Origin of the sequence: Curtobacterium sp. NPDC089185 (genome assembly GCF_040685235.1) — a bacterium.
GTDB lineage: Bacteria > Actinomycetota > Actinomycetes > Actinomycetales > Microbacteriaceae > Curtobacterium > Curtobacterium citri.
Window position 1 is genome coordinate 129,887 of sequence record NZ_JBFBHK010000002.1, and the last position, 16,603, is coordinate 146,489.

Genomic DNA, 16,603 nt, shown 5'->3' on the forward strand with positions numbered 1-16,603 from the left:
CGGTGGTCACTCGCCGGGAAGGCGAGCGGTCGGATCGATGAAGAAGTCGGCGTAGCTCGGCTCGGCGACGGGGAGCCACCCCACCCGGGCGTGCACGAGCGCCTCGAGTTCGGCGGGCGGGGTCAGCCCGCGACGGCGCCACTGGTCGGGGTCTCGGTGCACGGCGGTACGAGGGGTCCAGGGCATCGGGTGTCCTTCCTGTTCGTGTCGCGTGTGCTCTGCATGTGTCCGGCAGAACATCACCGGAGAGTATTCCTACTCGACCGACGGTGATTCTGCAAACGCTTGCTCACAAACCTGGCGGCGCGGTCCCACCTACGATGGACGGGTGCTCCTCGCCATCGACACGTCCGCCGGTACCTCCGTCGCGGTCGTCGACCCGACGACCGGCCGGACCGTCGCCGAGCGCAGCACCGACGACTCCCGCCGTCACGCCGAGGTCGTCGGGCCGTTCCTCGCCGAGGTCCTCGCCGAGGCCGGGATCACCGGTGCCGACGTCACCGGCGTCGTCGCCGGCACGGGCCCCGGTCCCTTCACCGGGCTGCGCGTCGGCATCGCCGCCGCGCGGACCTTCGCCGCCGCCCTCGGCGTCCCCGTCCTGCCCCTCGTCAGCCACGACGCGATCGCGGCCGACCAGGCCCAGGACGGCCCGTTCGTCGTCCTGACGGACGCGCGTCGGCGCGAGGTCTACTGGAGCGCGTACGACCGGACCGGCACACGGGTGGCGGGTCCGGGACTCGCCAGGCCGGCGGACCTGGACGAGGCGATCCGTGCCTCCCGTCCGGACGCGGTGGGCTGGGACCGGGTGACGGTCGCGACGGTGCCGGCCGGGAGGCTCGGGGCGATCGCCGCAGACCGGCTCGCCTCCGGCGCGCCCTTCGCGGACGACACCCCGCTGTACCTGCGCGACCCCGACGTGACGGTGCCGGGAGCCCCGAAGCGGGTCGTCCGGTGACCGGACCGTCGGCGGACGGACTGCGGATGCGCCGGGCGGTCCCGCAGGACCTCGACGACATCATGTGGCTCGAGCACGCCTCGTTCCCTACGGACGCCTGGTCGGCGTCGCAGATGGCGGGCGAGTTGTGGTCGCCGCACGGGTACTACGTCGTGGTCGAGACCACGGAGGACGGCGCCCCGACGGTCGTCGGCTACGCCGGGCTGTCCTCGCTCGCCGGCAACCCCGTCGCCGACGTGCAGACCATCGCCGTCGCTGCCGAGCAGCGGGGGCGGGGGATCGGCAGGGCGCTCTTCACGGAACTGCTCGACGAGGCCCGTCGGCGCGGGGTGCACGAGGTGTTCCTCGAGGTGCGTGCCGACAACCCCGTCGCGCAGGCGATGTACACGGCGGCCGGCTTCGAGCAGATCGCCGTCCGCCCCCGCTACTACCAGCCGGACGGTGTCGACGCGTGGGTGATGCGGGCGACGCTCGCACCCGCGCCGACCGGCCCCGGACCCATCGGACAGGAGACCCTCGGTGAGCGCGACTGAACCCCTGGTGCTCGGCATCGAGACGAGCTGTGACGAGACCGGGATCGGCATCGTCCGCGGCACCACCCTGCTGGCCAACGTGATCGCGTCGAGCATGGAGGAGCACGCGCGCTACGGCGGGGTCGTGCCCGAGGTCGCGGCGCGGGCCCACCTGGAGGCGATGACCCCGACCCTGCACGAGGCCCTCGAGCGCGCGGGCGTGACGCTCGACGAGCTCGACGCGGTCGCGGTGACCGCGGGACCGGGGCTCGCCGGTGCGCTCATGGTCGGGGTCGGCGCGGCCAAGGCGCTCGCGGTCGCGACCGGCAAGCCGCTGTACGGGGTGAACCACCTCGTCGGGCACGTCGGCGCGGACGTGCTGCGCGCGGACGACACCGCGATCGAGCTGCCGACCGTGGCGCTGCTGGTCTCCGGCGGGCACACCTCGCTGCTGCTCGTGCGCGACCTGGTCGGCGACGTCGAACTGCTCGGCGAGACCATCGACGACGCCGCGGGCGAGGCGTTCGACAAGGTCGCGCGGCTGCTCGGCCTGCCCTACCCCGGCGGCCCGCAGATCGACCGGGCGGCTGCCGACGGCGACCCGACCGCGATCCGCTTCCCCCGCGGCCTCACGCTGCCGAAGGACATGGCGGCGCACCGGTACGACTTCTCGTTCTCGGGACTCAAGACGGCCGTCGCGCGCTGGGTCGAGAAGTGCCGCGACGAGGGCCGCGAGGTGCCGGTCGCGGACGTCGCGGCGTCGTTCCGCGAGGCCGTCGTGGACGTCCTCCTCACGAAGGCGCTCGCCGCGTGCCGGGACACCGGCGTCGACCGGCTGCTGCTCGGCGGCGGGGTCGTCGCGAACGCCCGGCTCCGCGCCGTCGCCGAGGAGCGGTGCGCTGCCGCCGGCGTCGCGCTGCGGATCCCGCCGTTCGACCTCTGCACGGACAACGGCGCGATGATCGCCGCGATCGGTGCGCGTCTGGTGGCCGAGGGGCACGCGCCGAGCGACCTCGGGATCGCCGCCGACTCGACCCTGCCGGTGACGACCGTCCAGGTCTGACCGGCGGGCCCGGCCGGGCTGCCGAGACCGGGCGGAGGCGCTTGTGGGAGGATCCTCTCGGGCGCCGACCGGGCGCCGAGGAGGGGTGGACGGTGTCCGATCAGAACCAGTGGCCGAAGCCGGGCGAGTCGAACGGGTCGCCCGACGGCCAACAGCGCGACGGCCAGCAGCCCGACGCCCGGCACCAGGACGGGCAGCAGTCGGGTGCGTACCAGCCCCCGATGTCGGCGCCGTCGAGCAGCGCGCAGGACCCGTGGTCGCGGTCCGGTCAGGGCACCGCGGCCCAGGGCGTCACCGGCGGCTCCACCGCGCCCCAGGGGCAGCAGGGCCCGTCGTCGTACGGGCAGCAGCCCCAGCCGGGGCAGCAGGCCCCGTACGGGCAGGCGCCGCAGGGCCAGCAGACGCCGTACGGGCAGCAGCCGACGGGCGCGCCCTACGGTCAGGCGGGCGCGAACCCGTACGCGCAGCAGTCCCAGGGCAACCCGTACGCGCAGCCCCAGGGCAACCCGTACGCGCAGCAGCAGGGCGGCAACCCCTACGCCACCGGCGGGTACCAGCCCTACGCGCAGCGTCCGCGGACGAACACGCTGGCGATCCTGTCCATCGTGTTCGCCTACGCGGGCATCATCATCTGGCCGCTCGTCATCCTGTCGAGCCCGGCCGGCGCGATCATGGGCCACATCGCCCTCGGCAAGATCAAGCAGTCCGGTGAGGCCGGCCGCGGCCTGGCGCTCGCCGGGATCATCGGCGGGTGGGTCCTGACCGGGCTGTACGTGCTGTTCGCGGTCGTCTTCATCATCGCGATCGCCTCGTCGCACGGCTACTCCGACTCGTACGACTACGACTCGGGCGCCTTCATCGGCTGACCACTCCGCGAGAACGACAGGACCCCGCGAACGGTTCGCGGGGTCCTGTCGTTCCTGCGGAGGAGACACGGCGACCGACCCGGCAACCGACGCCGGACCCGCACCGTCTCGAAACCCGCGCTGTCTCGCTCCCGCGCCCTACCCGGCCACCCCGGCGAGCCGCTCGCACAGGACCGCGGTGTGCCGTCCCTCCAGGCGGGTGAGCACCAGCGTGACCGACCGGCGCCCCCGCAGCCGCAACCGCTTCCGGAACTGCGCGGGATCGACGTCGACCCCGCGCTTCTTGATCTCCACGGTGCCGACGTCCTCGGCGGCCAGGCGGGCGGCGAGCTGCTTCACGTCGAGCGGCATCGTGTCGAGCACCCGGAACCCCTGTGCGAAGGGTGTCGTGACGGCCCGGTCCGAGGTGACGTAGGCGATCCCGTCCGAGAGCATCCGGCCGTCCAGGGACCGGGCGAGGTCGCCGATGAGCCGGGCGCGGATGACGGCGCCGTCGGGCTCGTACAGGTAGGTGCCGACCGGGCCGACCTCGACGTCCTCCGCGTCGGCGGGACCGGTGAGCTCGGCGATCCCGTGGGCACCGATGACGGTCGCCGCGCGCCGGACGCCGGCGCGGGCGAGCGGGCCCGACCAGAGGACGAGCTCGACGACCTCGCGGTCGACGGAGACCCACTGCGCCTCGAGGGTGTCGGGGATCAGGTCGCGGTCGATGCCCGGGCCGAGCTTCACGCCCGTCGGGGTCGTCGTGGCCGCAGCGAAGACGGTGTCGAGCGAGGGCGACCAGTCGTCCGGGTCGGCGAGGCGCTTCGTGTTCGCGTGCCCGGCCGTCCGACGCGCGGGGTCCATCCACACGCCGTCGACGCGGGACAGGTCGAACTCGGCGGCGTCACCGAGCTCGACGCGCGCGTTCGGCCAGAGCGCCAGGTTGTGCGTCGCCACGGCCGCGGTCACCTCGTCGCGGTCGACCGCCGTGACGTCGAGGTCGAGCGCGGCCATCGCCATCGCGTCTCCGCCGATGCCGCAGCCGAGGTCGGCCACCCGCGTCAGGCCGGCGGCGGCGAAGCGTCCGGCGTGCTGTGCGGCGACCTGCAGCCGCGTCGCCTGCTCGAGTCCGGCCTCGGTGAAGAGCATGCGCCCGGCGAAGTCGCCGAACTTCCCGCGGGCCTTCTGTCGCAGCTTCGCCTGCGTGAGGACGGCGGCCACGAGACCGGGGTCGTGCCCTTCGGCGCGCAGCCGCGAGACCACGCGGACGATCTCGCCCCCGTCCGAGACACCGGGGGTACGGTCGAGCAGGGCCATCCCCTCGGGGGTCAGCAACTGGGCGAGATCGGCGGCTTCCACCCTACGATCCTCGCAGGTCGCCGGGAGCCCGGCCGAGTGCTGGCACTCGGATTGACCGAGTGCCAGACTGTCCCTAGACTCGCGTTGGCACTCTCCTGTGCGTAGTGCCAACCGGTTCCCATCTGTACCGAGTCAGTACCGAGAAAGAAGAGGTCACCGTGGCCGTCACCATCAAGCCGCTCGAGGATCGCATCGTCATCCGCCAGGTCGAGGCGGAGCAGACCACCGCTTCCGGTCTCGTCATCCCGGACACCGCGAAGGAGAAGCCCCAGGAGGGCGAGGTCGTCGCCGTGGGTCCGGGTCGCATCGACGACAACGGCAACCGCGTCCCGCTCGACGTCGCCGTCGGCGACAAGGTCATCTACTCGAAGTACGGCGGCACCGAGGTCAAGTACTCCGGCGAGGACCTGCTCGTCCTCTCGGCGCGCGACGTCCTCGCGGTCATCGAGCACTGAGCTCACGCCCCACGAACGCCCCGTCCGGCTCCCAGCCGGCGGGGCGTTCCTGCGTCCGGTGACGGCCGGGAGGCGCGGTGCCGCTCCGCAGCGTCCGACCGCCTTCCTAGGATGGTTCCGTGAGTGAACCGACGCCGGCCCGACCGGTCCGCAGCGAGGCGTCCGTCGGCGTGGTCCAGGCGATCGTGGCGTACGGCCTCTGGGGCCTCATGCCCCTGCTCTTCGCGGCGATGAGCCCCGCCGGCGCGTTCGAGATCGTCGCCTGGCGCATCGTCTTCGGACTGGTGTTCTGCGCGGTCGCGATCGCCGTCACCCGCTCCTGGCTCCGAACGCGCTCCCTGCTCGCCCAGCGTCGGGTGGTGCTCGTCATGGGCCTCGCCGCGGTGCTCATCCTGGTGAACTGGACCGTGTACGTCGCCGCGACGACGACGGGCCACACGGTCGAGGCGGCGCTCGGCTACTTCATCAACCCGCTCGTGACGATCGCGCTCGGTGTGGTGGTCCTCCGCGAGCGCTTGCGGCCGGCACAGTGGGCGGCGGTCGGCATCAGCGTCGCGGCCGTCGTCGTGATCGCGATCGGCTACGGGCAGGTGCCGTGGATCTCGCTCGTGCTGGCGTTCTCGTTCGGGCTGTACGGCCTCGTCAAGAAGCGCGTCGGCGGGACGGTCGACGCGTTGAGCGGGCTGACGCTCGAGACCGCGTGGCTGCTGCCGATCGCGGTCGGTGCGCTCGTCGTGCTCGGGGTCACGGGACTCGGGGGAGGCCTGACGTTCACGAGCGAGGGGTGGCCGCACGCCGTCGTCACGGTGCTGACCGGCCCGGCGACGGCGGTGCCGCTCCTGCTGTTCGCGTCGTCCGCGCGGCGGGTCAGCCTGTCGACGCTCGGGCTGACGCAGTACCTCGCGCCGGTCCTGCAGCTGCTCGTCGGCGTCGTCGTGCAGCACGAGGCGATGCCGCCCGCCCGGTGGATCGGCTTCGGCATCGTCTGGGTGGCGCTCGTGGTGCTCACGGTCGACAGCTTCGCGGCCGCCCGGGCAGCGCGGCGCCGGACGTCCGCACCTGCGGCGGTCGAGCCGGCCTGACGGAGGCGGGGCGCGCCTCCCGTCCGCCTCGGTGCCCGCGCGCGGTCCGGAGCGCTGTGCCGAGACTCGGCCATGCGGGCAGTTTCGCGGTACCGCGCCCGCGAAACTGTCCGCGGACGCGAGTCTCGCGGGAACGACGTCGGCCCCGGACCTGCGAGAGGTCCGGGGCCGACGTCGAGCGGTGTTACTTCGAGACCGAACCCTGGATCGCGGTCTGGTAGACGGGCTTGTTGTCGCCGTCGAACTTGTAGATGCCGATGTAGGCGCTCGACGGGTCGTTCTTGCTGTCGAACGGACCGATGCCGGACGGGCCGGTGTAGTGGATGTCCTCACCGGAGTCGAGCAGCTTCTTGCAGTCGGCGAAGGTCGAGCACTCGGTGCCGCCGTCCGCACCGGAGACCGCGGCCATGTTGGCCTGGATCGTCCCGGAGTCGGTGCCCTTGCCCTTGACCGCGGCCAGCGCGGCCAGGGTGGTGGCGTCGTAGGACTCGGCCGCGTACGAGTAGTCGGCGAGCTCCTTGCCGGACGACTTCTTGTAGAAGTCCGCCAGGCGCTGCTTCAGCTCGTCCTTCGGGCTCGCACCGGGGATGGTGCCCTGGGCGCCCTCGAGGGTGCCCGGGTCGAAGTCCTTCGAGTAGTCCGCCGTGTTGCCGTCGGACATGTAGATCTTCGCCATGTCGGCGTTCTGCGACTTCAGCTCGGGGATGATCGACTTCGTCTCGTCGAAGGCGAGCACCACGATGGCGTCCGGCTTGGCCGCGAGGGCCGCCGTCACCTCGGACGAGAACGTCGTCTGTCCGGGCGGGAACTCCTGACCCTTGCCCTTGCCGCCGTAGACGACCTGACCGCCCGAGTCCTCGACCGCCTTCTGGACGGTGTCGCGGAGACCCGTGCCGTAGGTGTCGTTGAAGACCAGGAACGCGACCGTGGCGTTGCCGTCACCGGTGATGAGCTGACCGAGCGCCGAGCCCTGGACCGAGTCCGGCGGAGCGGTGCGGTAGTAGTGCGACGAGTAGCCCGACAGGTCGGTCGCGGTGTTCGCCGGCGAGATCTGCACCATGCAGTTGCTCGTCAGCTGGTCGATGACGTTCAGCGTGACGCTGGACGACTCGGCGCCGATGACGACGGGGACCTTGGCGTTGACGAGCTTCGTCGCCGCGGAGCTCGACACGGTCATGTCGTTGCTGTCACCGGAGTCGGTGGCGGGGTCGATGCTGACGTCCTTGTCCAGCACGCCGCCCGCGGCGTTGATGTCCTCGACCGCGAGGCCGACACCGGACTCGGCCGGCGGGTTGAGGTACGACAGCGTGCCGGTGAGCGGCAGGATCGTGCCGATCTTCAGCGCGTCGGTACCGGGGGTGTCGGGTGCCTTGCAGCTGGCTGCCGGGTCCTTCTTCGCACCGCCTGCCGACGCGGAGGAGGTCGACTCGGCGCTGCCGCCGGTGGAACACGCGGCGAGGAGGAGCGCTGCCGCTCCCGCCACTGCCAGTGCCGTGGTGGCACGGGTGGTTCTGGTCATCCGTGGAGCCCTTTCTCTGCGCGGAGGCCCAACCGCATCGGGTCGAGCGCGGTCACCTCCGCGTGGGTTGCCGAGAAAACTAGGGCCGAAGTGTTTCGCGTGTGTGTCCAGGATCGACACCTGGACGTTTCGTTACACACCCGTGACGAAACTGAGCAGGCGCACGGGAAGGCCTGATGAGGAGTCCGTCCGGACGGTCTCCGAGGTCTGGAGCGCTCCCTGGACGGCGCCGGATCCGACGTCCGACGGACCCGTGCGGGCACCCCGCCGGCCGCGCGTACGGTCCCGGGCATGAGCGACGCAGCTTCCGAGACCACGTTCCGTCCGACCCGAGCCATCGTCACCGGCGCCGAGTCCGGCATCGGCAAGGCCACCGCCGTGGCCCTCGCCGCCGCCGGCATGGACGTCGGCATCACCTACCTGTCCGAACCCGAGCGCGCCGAGGAGACCGCCGCGGAGATCCGGCAGGCCGGACGAAGGGCGTTCGTCGCGCAGATCGACGTGACCCAGCTGGACCGGGCCGGTGCGGTCATCGACGACCTCGCGGCGCAGCTCGGCGGCGTCGACGTCATCGTGGCGGACGCCGGGACCGGCGACAACGCCCCCTTCCTCGACATCACCCTCGAGCAGTGGCGGCACACGGTCGCGACGGACCTCGACGGCGCGTTCGTCACGATCCAGGCGGCTGCACGACGCATGGTCGACCAGGGCACCGGCGGGCGGATCATCGGCATCACGAGCGTGCACGAGCACCAGCCGCGGTACGGGTCGAGCGCGTACGACGCCGCGAAGCACGGGCTGGGCGGGCTGCTCAAGACGATCGCGATCGAGCTCGCGCAGCACGGGATCACCGCCAACGCGGTCGCACCGGGGGAGATCGCGACCCGGATGACCGGTGCCGAGGACGAGGACCCGCACACCATCGACCGCCCGGGGGTGCCGCTCGGTCGTCCGGGCAACGCGTGGGAGATCGCGGCCGCGGTGGCGTTCCTGGCCTCGCCGGCGTCGTCGTACATCACCGGGGTGTCCCTGCCGGTCGACGGTGGCATGCTGCAGATGGGCCCGCACGGCGGCAGCCACATCACGAGCGACGACTGGCGGAGCGCGTAGGGGCCGGCGGCGGGCGGGAGGGCGGCCGGGACGCCGTCCGTTCAGCGAGACGCCGTCTGTTCGGCGAGACGCCGTCGGTTCCGGCGGCGTCTCGCCTCTCGGGCGGCGTCCGGCGGTGACGCCGGCGTCTCGGTACACGGACCGCGCGTGCACGTGCTCAACGGACGCGTTCGGCCCAGCCGCGCCCGAGCGGCAGCCCGGCCGCGAGCAGGACCGGTGCGAGGAGCCGCGGTGAGACGGCCTCCCGCATCCCCCACCGGGCGAAGCCGACGACCTGCGGGAGGCGTCGGATCGCGTCCTCGCGGCGCTTCTCCGCCCAGAGGGCTCCGGGATCGTCGTACTTCACTCGACCGTCGAACTCGCCGACCACCCCGGCACCGGGCCACCAGAAGTCGACGCGGAAGCGGCCCGCATCGGTGACGAACCCGTGTTGCAGCACCGGGGCGGCGACGCCGAGGTCGCGCATCGTCACGCGGCTGATCGATTCGCCTGCGGATTCGGACGCCGCATCGGCGAGGTCGAGTGCCGTCCTGGCGACGCGGGACCCCCGGCTGCCGGCACGGACAGTGAACGCGCGCTCGAGTTCGTCGGCTCCGACCTCGCCCCGGCGGAGCACGTGGTCGAGCACGAGGACAGCGTGGGTCAGGGACACCCCGTGGACGATGTCGGCGACCGTCCGCAGGAGGGACGTCGCCGCGATCCCGCCCGTGTCCGCCACGTCCGTCGTCGCGAGCATCCCGGCGTGCCGCACGACTCCGCGACCGACGTGGGTCTTCGTGAGTCCGGGGTCGACGACGTGCAACCGCCAGTCCCAGGTCCCGAGTTCGGGGAGGCCCCAGAGGGCGCCGGCGGACCGGTGCGAGACGACGGCCGGGCGCCGGAGCGCGGTGGCGCGCGCCCGCACGACCAGGCGACGTCGGTCGGGCGCGTCGAGGGCGACCCACTCGCTGCGCTCGACGGCGCTCCCGGGGAAGAGACGGACCGGATCATCGAGGTCGGCGGGCCGCCGAGCGATCACCGGCGGGAGCGAGGAGGTCATGGTGAGCAGCTTGGCGACACCGCTGCGCCGGACGGAGGCCGATGTTCGCAGCTGTGGAGTGCCTCCCGGCCAGCGCTTCGTGTGCAGGACGCCGCGAGACGCACCTGTGAACGCCAGACGCCCCCGCCGCGTCGAGACGGTGCCGGATTCGGTGGCGTCTCGACGCGTCGGGGGCGTCTCAGCGAGCGGGTCAGCCTCGGTAGTTCGGGGCCTCGACGACCATCTTGATGTCGTGCGGGTGCGACTCCTTCAGTCCGGCCGCGGTGATGCGGACGAACTTGCCGCGGGCCTTGAGCTCCGGGACGGTCCGGCCGCCGACGTAGAACATCGACTGCCGCAGCCCGCCGACGAGCTGGTAGACGGCGTTCGCCACCGAGCCGCGGTAGGGCACCTGCCCCTCGATGCCCTCGGGGATGAGCTTCTCGTCCGAGGGGACGTCGGCCTGGAAGTAGCGGTCCTTCGAGTACGAGGTCTTCTCGCCGCGGGTCTGCAGGGCGCCGAGGGAGCCCATCCCGCGGTAGGCCTTGTACTGCTTGCCGCCGACGAACACGAGCTCGCCCGGGGACTCGTCGGTGCCCGCGAGGAGCGACCCGAGCATGACGGTGTCCGCACCCGCGACCAGGGCCTTGGCGATGTCGCCGGAGTACTGCAAGCCGCCGTCGGCGATGACCGGCACGCCGGCCTCGCGCGCGGCGAGCGACGCCTCGTACACGGCGGTGACCTGCGGCACGCCGACGCCGGCGACGACGCGGGTGGTGCAGATGGAGCCCGGGCCGACGCCGACCTTGACCGCGTCGACGCCCGCGTCGATGAGCGCCTGGGCGCCCTGACGGGTCGCGACGTTGCCGCCGATGACGTCGATGCCGGCGAACGACGGGTCGGCCTTCAGGCGACGGACCATGTCGAGCACGCCCTCGCTCTCGCCGTTGGCGGTGTCGACGACGAGCACGTCGACGCCCGCGTCACGCAGGGCCTCGGCACGCTGCCAGGCGTCGCCGAAGAACCCGATCGCGGCGCCGACGCGCAGCCGGCCCTCGTCGTCCTTCGTGGCGTCCGGGTACTTCTCGCTCTTGTCGAAGTCCTTCACGGTGATGAGCCCGCGGAGCTTGCCGTCGGCGTCGACGAGCGGCAGCTTCTCGATCTTGTGCTGCGCGAAGATCGCGACCGCTTCCTCGGGGTCGATGCCCTCGGCCGCGGTGATGAGCGGCGCCTTGGTCATGACGTCGCGGACGAGCGTGGTCGCCATCTCGAACGGGGCGACGAAGCGCATGTCCCGGTTCGTGATGATGCCGACGAGCGTGCCGTCCGACTCGACGACCGGCAGGCCGGAGACGCGGAACTGACCGCACACGGCGTCGACGTCGGCGACGGTGGCGTCGGGGGTGGTCGTGACCGGGTTCGTGATCATGCCGGACTCGGAGCGCTTGACCTTGTCGACGTAGGCGGCCTGGTCCTCGATGGACATGTTGCGGTGCAGGATGCCGATGCCGCCCTGGCGCGCCATGGCGATCGCCATCCGGGCCTCGGTGACGGTGTCCATCGCCGCGGAGAGCAGCGGGACGTGCACGTCGATGCGCTTGGTGAGCCGGGACGTCGTGGACGCCTCGCTCGGGATGACGTCGGTGTGCCCCGGCAGGAGCATGACGTCGTCGTAGGTGAGTCCGATGAATCCGAACGGATCCGGCTGGTCCATGGGTCCCCTTCGTGGGCGAGGTGAAGTGGTCGGCACCGGGGCGCAACGTCGGGTTCCCGATGGGCCATGGTAACGCGCGCGACCCGCCGGCCATTCCGCTGTCCCCCGAGCCGTCGCGGCACGCGGAGCCGCGGTCGGGGCGAGATCCGGTCCCTGAGAGTCCGTGTACCGGCTGGACGGGCGGTTTCGTGCGGATCTGCGCGGGGTCGGTCACGAAAGCAGCACGATTTGTGCAGGAGACGTGCTGGAAACACGGGGGACACAAAAAATCCCTAGGGTCCTCGACTATCCGAACGAGAGGCTCATCCGTGGGTTCCATCACTCCGCCGGGGTCAGCGCTCATGCGCCGACTCCGCCGTGGGGCACCAGGTCGCAACCGCCTGGTCCTCGCCGCAGTACTCTTCCTCGCCTTCCTCGCAACCTTCGCGGTCGACTGGGCAGTGTCGCCCTCGGCCGAGGCGGCGACGAGCGCCCCGTCCGCCAGCAGCACCCCCGCGAGCAGCAGCCCCGCGGGCAGCGGGGCCGCGACCGGGCCCTGCACGGTCAGTCCGACGAACGGCTGCATCCGGGGCACCATCCTCGACTCCGACCGGAAGCCGGCCGCCGGCATCGACGTCGACGTGGCGGGTGCGGGCGGCTTCGCCCAGACCGCGACCACCGACGACTCCGGCCGCTGGTCCGTCTCGGTCACGACCGCCGGGCAGTACACGGTCAGCGTCGACCAGTCGTCGCTGCCGCGGGGGCAGTACCTGACGAACGCAGCCGATGCCGAGCGCAAGGTGAACGCGACGCTCAACGCCAACGTCGGGCAGATCTTCCAGCTCTCCGACCAGCAGGGCGCGACCACCACCGCGGACACGAGCAGCGTCAGCGCCGCCCGCGCCTGGCAGCAGCTCGCGTCGGGCATCCGACTCGGGCTCCTCATCGCCCTGGCCTCGGTCGGCCTGTCGCTCATCTACGGCACGACCGGCCTGTCGAGCTTCTCGCACGGCGAGCAGGTCACGCTCGGCGGTCTCCTCGCCTACGTGTTCGCGAACCAGCTCGGGTGGAACATCTGGGTGACCGGGATCGTGGTCACGCTGCTCTGCGCGGCCACCGGGTACCTGCAGGACGCCGCGATCTGGCGACCGCTGCGGCGTCGGCGGATCAGCCTGACGCAGCTCATGATCGTGACGATCGGGCTCTCGATCGCCGCGCAGTACGCGTTCCAGTACTTCTTCGGCGCCTCGACCGTCCGCATCCAGCAGGGCAACCCGGAGACGGTGACCTTCGCGGGGCTGACGCTGACCGTGCAGTCCTACGTCGCCATGGCGATCGCGCTCGTCGTGCTCGTCGGCACCGGGCTCTTCCTCGCGAAGACCCGCTTCGGCCGGGCCACCCGCGCCGTCTCGGACAACCCGGCGCTCGCCGCGGCGTCCGGCATCGACGTCGACCGGGTCATCCGGTTCGTGTGGACGCTCGCGGCCGGCCTCGCGGGGCTCTCGGGCGTGATGCTCGGCCTGGTCCTCAACGGCGTGAACTGGCAGACCGGCCTCCAGCTGCTGCTGCTCATGTTCGCGTCCGTCACCCTCGGCGGTCTCGGCACGGCCTACGGCGCCCTCGTCGGTTCGATGATCATCGGCATCGTCGTCGAGCTCACGAACCTCGTGCTGCCGGGTGACTTCAAGTACGCCACGGCCCTCGTGATCCTCATCCTCATCCTGCTGTTCCGGCCGCAGGGCATCTTCGGTCGCGCCGAGCGCATCGGCTAAGGGAGCACCGACATGGACTACATCCTCAGCCTGCTGTCGTCACTGACGCAGGAGGCCCTCGCCCCCACCACGGCGGCGTTCGCCCTGGCCGCCATCGGCCTCAACGTGCACTTCGGCCTCACCGGCCTGATCAACATGGGCCAGGCGGCGTTCCTGCTGCTCGGCGCCTACGGCTTCGCGATCTCGATCACGAACGGCCTGCCCTTCGTCATGGCGGTGCTCGTCGCGCTGGCGGTGGCGATCGTCTTCGCGGTCATCCTCGGCATCCCGACCCTGCGGCTGCGCGGCGACTACCTGGCGATCGTGACGATCTCCGGCGCCGAGATCATCCGCATGGTCGGTCGCTCCAGCCTCTTGACGGACACCACCGGCGGTTCGAACGGCATCGCTGGTTCGGCCTACCGCGACCCGTTCAACGCCCTCAGCCCGCTGCCGGACGGCACCACGAGCATCCTGTGGTTCACCTACTCGAACAACGGCGTCAACGGTTGGTGGATCCGCATCGCCGCCTGGGGCCTCGTCGCGCTCTTCACCCTCGTGCTCTTCCTGCTCATGCGCAGCCCGTGGGGTCGTGTCGTGAAGGCCATCCGCGAGGACGAGGACGCCGTGCGGTCCCTCGGCAAGAACGTCTACTCGTACAAGATGCAGGCGCTCGTGTTCGGTGGTGCGCTCGGTGCGCTCGCCGGGGTCATCTACGTCCTGCCGAGCTCCGTGCAACCGGATGCCATGGGCCGCTCGATGACCTTCTTCATCTGGACGGCACTCATCCTCGGTGGTGCCGCGACCGTCTTCGGTCCGGTGCTCGGGGCGATCCTGTTCTTCGTCGTGCGGCTCTTCGTCCGCACCCTGGCCGGGGACTTCATCCCCGACTCGATCATGAACGCGCAGCAGGCGGAGCAGTTCTCCTACGTGCTCGTCGGCATCGCGCTCATGCTCCTCATCGTGTTCCGGCCACAGGGACTCCTGGGCAACAAGAAGGAGCTGTCGTTCAGTGTCTGAGACGTACACCCACACGAAGTCCGACCCGATCCTCACGGTCGACGGCGTCACCCGGCACTTCGGCGGCATGACCGCCGTCGACGTCGACCACCTCGAGGTGCAGCGCGGCACCATCACCGCCCTCATCGGTCCGAACGGCGCCGGCAAGACGACGTTCTTCAACCTGCTGACCGGCTTCGACAAGCCGAGCCCCGGCGCGACGACCCGCTTCAACGGCGACACGCTCCAGAAGACGAGCGCGACCCACATCGCGAACAAGGGCATGGTCCGCACGTTCCAGCTCACGAAGGCGCTGAGCCGCCTGACGGTGATGCAGAACATGCTGCTCGGCGCCCGCGACCAGCCGGGGGAGAACTTCTTCGTCGGCCTGGTCCCCGGACTGTGGCGGAAGCGCGAGCGGGAGATCACCGCGAAGGCCGAGGACCTGCTCGCCCGCTTCAAGCTCCTCGAGAAGCAGGACGACTACGCCGGATCGCTCTCGGGCGGCCAGCGGAAGCTCCTCGAGATGGCGCGGGCGCTCATGTCCGACCCGACGATGATCATGCTCGACGAGCCGATGGCGGGCGTGAACCCCGCGCTGACCCAGTCGCTCCTCGGGCACATCCAGTCCCTGCGCGACGACGGCATGACCGTGCTGTTCGTCGAGCACGACATGCACATGGTCCGGCACATCTCGGACTGGGTCGTCGTGATGGCCGAGGGCAAGGTCGTCGCCGAGGGGCCGGCCGACACGGTGATGGACGACCGTGCCGTCATCGACGCGTACCTCGGCGCGCACCACGACACCGACCTGGGCGACGACTCGCTCCTCAACGAGGAGACCTACGAGGAGCTGGCCGAAGAGGTCAAGGAAGAAGACGAGCAGGAGGCGACCCGATGACCGACGCAACGAACGCAGCGGACGCGAGCCGCGCCTCCCGTCCGACGACGGACGCGACGGACGCGACGGGCGCGACGGGCGCGACCGCCACCGCCACCGCAACCGTCGAACCCGTCCTCACCGCGAAGAACCTCGTCGCCGGCTACCTGCCCGGCGTCAACATCCTGAACGGCTGCGACCTCGACTGCTACCCGGGCGAGCTCATCGGCATCATCGGCCCGAACGGCGCCGGCAAGTCGACGCTGCTCAAGGCCCTGTTCGGCCTGGTCTCCATCCGCGAGGGCTCCGTGAGCCTGCAGGGCGAGGACATCACCAACCTCAAGGCGAACAAGCTCGTGCAGGCCGGTGTCGGCTTCGTGCCGCAGACGAACAACGTGTTCCCCTCGCTCTCGATCGAGGAGAACCTGCAGATGGGCCTGTACCTCCGCCCGAAGAAGTTCGCCGAGCGGCTCGAGGTCATCTACGACCTGTTCCCGGTGCTCGGGCAGCGGCGCACCCAGCGGGCGGGCTCCCTGTCCGGTGGTGAGCGGCAGTCGGTCGCGATGGCGCGCGCGCTCATGATGGACCCGAAGGTGCTGCTGCTCGACGAACCCTCCGCGGGGCTGTCGCCGGTGCGGCAGGACGAGACCTTCATCCGGACGCGTCGGATCAACAAGGCCGGGGTGTCGATCATCATGGTCGAGCAGAACGCGCGACGCTGTCTGCAGATCTGCGATCGTGGGTACGTGCTCGACCAGGGGAGGAACGCGTACTCGGGCACCGGGCGTGAGCTCGCCGACGACCCCAAGGTCATCGAGCTCTACCTGGGGACGCTCGCCAAGGACGTCGACTCCGCTCGCTGAGCGGGGTCGGCCCGCGGGTACTGCTGTGGGGGTGGTACCCGCACCCGACGGAGCCGCGCTGGCTGCTGATGCGCCGCGCGGCTCCGTCCTCACGTGACGGCGACGCCGGAGTGTCCGCGAGACGCCTCGATCGGGCCGAGACGTCGCCGGATCTGGGTGCGTCTCGCGCCGTCCGGTGCGTCTCGCGTCGACGCCGGCGTCCCACTGCCGCCACCTGCGCGCGCCCCGGCCTGGAGGCACGGCCCGCCTCCGCCCGTCGGCTAGCGTGACGCCGTGCGCACCCCCGGCCCCCTCGTGCTCGACGCCCTCGTCTGGGTCGTCTTCGCCGTGCTCTTCGTCGGCGCCGCACTCCTGGTGAAGGTCGCGGCCGCCCTGCTCGCCGCGCTCGTCGTGCTCGCGCTCCTGCTCGGCCTGGTCCTGCGGGCGATCCGGAAGCGGCGCGTCCGACCCCCTCGGTGACCGGCGCTGCTGCACCGTCCACCCGTCCCACTCCTGG

Annotated in this window: 17 protein-coding genes; 12 read left to right on the top strand and 5 right to left on the bottom strand. The window is 71.4% G+C overall.

Going from position 1 to position 16,603, the window contains the following annotated elements; genetic code table 11:
- Nucleotides 1-6 precede the first annotated feature (6 nt).
- Nucleotides 7-162 carry a hypothetical protein gene (locus AB0N84_RS02540; protein ID WP_363543545.1) on the bottom strand — a complete coding sequence of 52 codons (156 nt, stop codon included), beginning with the start codon at nucleotides 160-162 and terminating at the stop codon, nucleotides 7-9.
- Between the two features lie 166 nt (nucleotides 163-328).
- Here AB0N84_RS02540 and tsaB point away from each other — a divergent pair, with 166 nt between their 5' ends.
- The 4 genes from tsaB (at nucleotide 329) to AB0N84_RS02560 (ending at nucleotide 3,396) form a co-directional block, all read left to right on the top strand.
- The gene (gene tsaB / locus AB0N84_RS02545) at nucleotides 329-955 is read left to right on the top strand and encodes a tRNA (adenosine(37)-N6)-threonylcarbamoyltransferase complex dimerization subunit type 1 TsaB (RefSeq protein WP_182045402.1); all 627 of its coding nucleotides are present in this window, start codon (nucleotides 329-331) and stop codon (nucleotides 953-955) included.
- Nucleotides 952-1,488, top strand: a complete 537-nt coding sequence (gene rimI, locus AB0N84_RS02550; RefSeq protein WP_289457956.1) for a ribosomal protein S18-alanine N-acetyltransferase — start codon at nucleotides 952-954, stop codon at nucleotides 1,486-1,488. The genes tsaB and rimI overlap by 4 nt, the downstream gene beginning before the upstream one ends.
- Nucleotides 1,475-2,530 (top strand): tRNA (adenosine(37)-N6)-threonylcarbamoyltransferase complex transferase subunit TsaD, encoded by a 1,056-nt coding sequence (gene tsaD / locus AB0N84_RS02555; RefSeq protein ID WP_182045403.1) that lies wholly within the window; start codon nucleotides 1,475-1,477, stop codon nucleotides 2,528-2,530. Before rimI ends, tsaD begins: the two co-directional genes overlap by 14 nt.
- A 92-nt stretch (nucleotides 2,531-2,622) precedes the next feature.
- On the top strand, nucleotides 2,623-3,396 hold the full coding sequence (locus AB0N84_RS02560) for a DUF4190 domain-containing protein (RefSeq protein ID WP_363543548.1): 774 nt from the start codon (nucleotides 2,623-2,625) through the stop codon (nucleotides 3,394-3,396).
- Between the two features lie 138 nt (nucleotides 3,397-3,534).
- Here the strand turns inward: AB0N84_RS02560 and AB0N84_RS02565 are convergent, their stop codons facing one another.
- A complete protein-coding gene (locus tag AB0N84_RS02565) occupies nucleotides 3,535-4,737 on the bottom strand; it encodes a class I SAM-dependent methyltransferase (protein WP_363543550.1) in 1,203 nt (400 codons plus the stop codon).
- Between the two features lie 158 nt (nucleotides 4,738-4,895).
- Here AB0N84_RS02565 and groES point away from each other — a divergent pair, with 158 nt between their 5' ends.
- On the top strand, nucleotides 4,896-5,192 hold the full coding sequence (gene groES / locus AB0N84_RS02570; protein WP_056121496.1) for a co-chaperone GroES: 297 nt from the start codon (nucleotides 4,896-4,898) through the stop codon (nucleotides 5,190-5,192).
- 119 nt (nucleotides 5,193-5,311) lie between these two features.
- The gene (rarD, locus tag AB0N84_RS02575) at nucleotides 5,312-6,274 is read left to right on the top strand and encodes an EamA family transporter RarD (RefSeq protein WP_363543553.1); all 963 of its coding nucleotides are present in this window, start codon (nucleotides 5,312-5,314) and stop codon (nucleotides 6,272-6,274) included.
- A gap of 184 nt (nucleotides 6,275-6,458) precedes the next feature.
- Here rarD and AB0N84_RS02580 read toward each other — a convergent pair whose 3' ends face one another.
- A complete protein-coding gene (locus AB0N84_RS02580) occupies nucleotides 6,459-7,793 on the bottom strand; it encodes an ABC transporter substrate-binding protein (RefSeq protein WP_069712836.1) in 1,335 nt (444 codons plus the stop codon).
- 291 nt (nucleotides 7,794-8,084) lie between these two features.
- Between AB0N84_RS02580 and AB0N84_RS02585 the strand changes: the two genes are divergently transcribed.
- Entirely contained in the window at nucleotides 8,085-8,903 is an 819-nt protein-coding gene (locus AB0N84_RS02585) for an SDR family oxidoreductase (RefSeq protein WP_069712837.1), read from the top strand.
- Nucleotides 8,904-9,060: 157 nt separating this feature from the next.
- Here AB0N84_RS02585 and AB0N84_RS02590 read toward each other — a convergent pair whose 3' ends face one another.
- Complete coding sequence (locus tag AB0N84_RS02590) at nucleotides 9,061-9,942, bottom strand: hypothetical protein (protein WP_363543556.1); 882 nt, start codon at nucleotides 9,940-9,942, stop codon at nucleotides 9,061-9,063.
- 190 nt (nucleotides 9,943-10,132) lie between these two features.
- Nucleotides 10,133-11,635, bottom strand: a complete 1,503-nt coding sequence (gene guaB / locus AB0N84_RS02595; RefSeq protein ID WP_069712839.1) for an IMP dehydrogenase — start codon at nucleotides 11,633-11,635, stop codon at nucleotides 10,133-10,135.
- Between the two features lie 308 nt (nucleotides 11,636-11,943).
- Here guaB and AB0N84_RS02600 point away from each other — a divergent pair, with 308 nt between their 5' ends.
- From AB0N84_RS02600 to AB0N84_RS02620, 5 genes are all read left to right on the top strand, one after another.
- A complete protein-coding gene (locus AB0N84_RS02600; protein ID WP_223246603.1) occupies nucleotides 11,944-13,386 on the top strand; it encodes a branched-chain amino acid ABC transporter permease in 1,443 nt (480 codons plus the stop codon).
- Between the two features lie 12 nt (nucleotides 13,387-13,398).
- Entirely contained in the window at nucleotides 13,399-14,385 is a 987-nt protein-coding gene (locus AB0N84_RS02605) for a branched-chain amino acid ABC transporter permease (RefSeq protein WP_069712841.1), read from the top strand.
- A complete protein-coding gene (locus tag AB0N84_RS02610; RefSeq protein WP_182045407.1) occupies nucleotides 14,378-15,265 on the top strand; it encodes an ABC transporter ATP-binding protein in 888 nt (295 codons plus the stop codon). Before AB0N84_RS02605 ends, AB0N84_RS02610 begins: the two co-directional genes overlap by 8 nt.
- Nucleotides 15,262-16,107 (top strand): ABC transporter ATP-binding protein, encoded by an 846-nt coding sequence (locus AB0N84_RS02615; RefSeq protein WP_363543560.1) that lies wholly within the window; start codon nucleotides 15,262-15,264, stop codon nucleotides 16,105-16,107. The genes AB0N84_RS02610 and AB0N84_RS02615 overlap by 4 nt, the downstream gene beginning before the upstream one ends.
- Before the next feature lie 273 nt (nucleotides 16,108-16,380).
- Complete coding sequence (locus AB0N84_RS02620) at nucleotides 16,381-16,566, top strand: hypothetical protein (RefSeq protein WP_182045409.1); 186 nt, start codon at nucleotides 16,381-16,383, stop codon at nucleotides 16,564-16,566.
- Nucleotides 16,567-16,603 lie beyond the last annotated feature (37 nt).